The following is a 628-nucleotide window of genomic DNA, read 5'->3' on the forward strand; positions in this document are numbered from 1 at the left end:
TCATGTAAGAGTGTTTGAGGCCGGGCCAGCTAACGTTCTTGTGGGCGTCGATGAAATCCTGATCACGCCCGGGCTTCACCCGGAAGCGTACCGCGTTGAATGCAGTCATGATGTAGCCCTCCCGTGCGCAGTTGCAAATGGTCGCCTTGCCAAGCGTGATCATCGCTATTTTGGGGCACCGCGCAAGCTCCGCCCGGCACTCAACCTTGATGTCCGTTTGGGGGTCACAAGGCGGCCTCTCTCCGGTCAGATCGCGTGGCCGCTATCTTCTCCAAAGCAGACATCTCGGATTGATGAACATGCGTCCTAGAGCATGATCCGGAAAAGTGCGTAGCGGTTTTCCGAAAAGATCATGCTTAAACAAGAATCTAAAGCGCGATGACGATTCAACCTGATCTCATCGCGCTTTAGCCGGTTTCCGGCGGCATGGCCTGGCGCTTGACGATCTGCTCGGCGAGCTCGATCAGGATTCGCCTGGTGTCGGGGTCCCGCACGTCGCGGAACACCCGCAGCATGCGCAGCTCGAGCAGGGACTGCAGCGATTCTGCCGCCTGGCCGCCTTGTGGCTGCGCCGTCGCGGCCGGCCGCCGATTGAGCATGTCGGCGGCGATTCCGAGCATCTCTGCAA

At 59.6% G+C, this 628-nt stretch carries 1 protein-coding gene; it reads right to left on the reverse strand.

Features of this window, described 5'->3' with window-relative positions:
- Positions 1 to 407 precede the first annotated feature (407 nt).
- The coding region (locus tag RX972_RS29075; protein ID WP_316880741.1) for a hypothetical protein at positions 408 to 628 on the reverse strand (221 nt) is incomplete at its 5' end.

The sequence above is a fragment of the Pseudomonas syringae group sp. J309-1 genome, assembly GCF_032582135.1.
Classification (GTDB): domain Bacteria; phylum Pseudomonadota; class Gammaproteobacteria; order Pseudomonadales; family Pseudomonadaceae; genus Aquipseudomonas; species Aquipseudomonas quasicaspiana.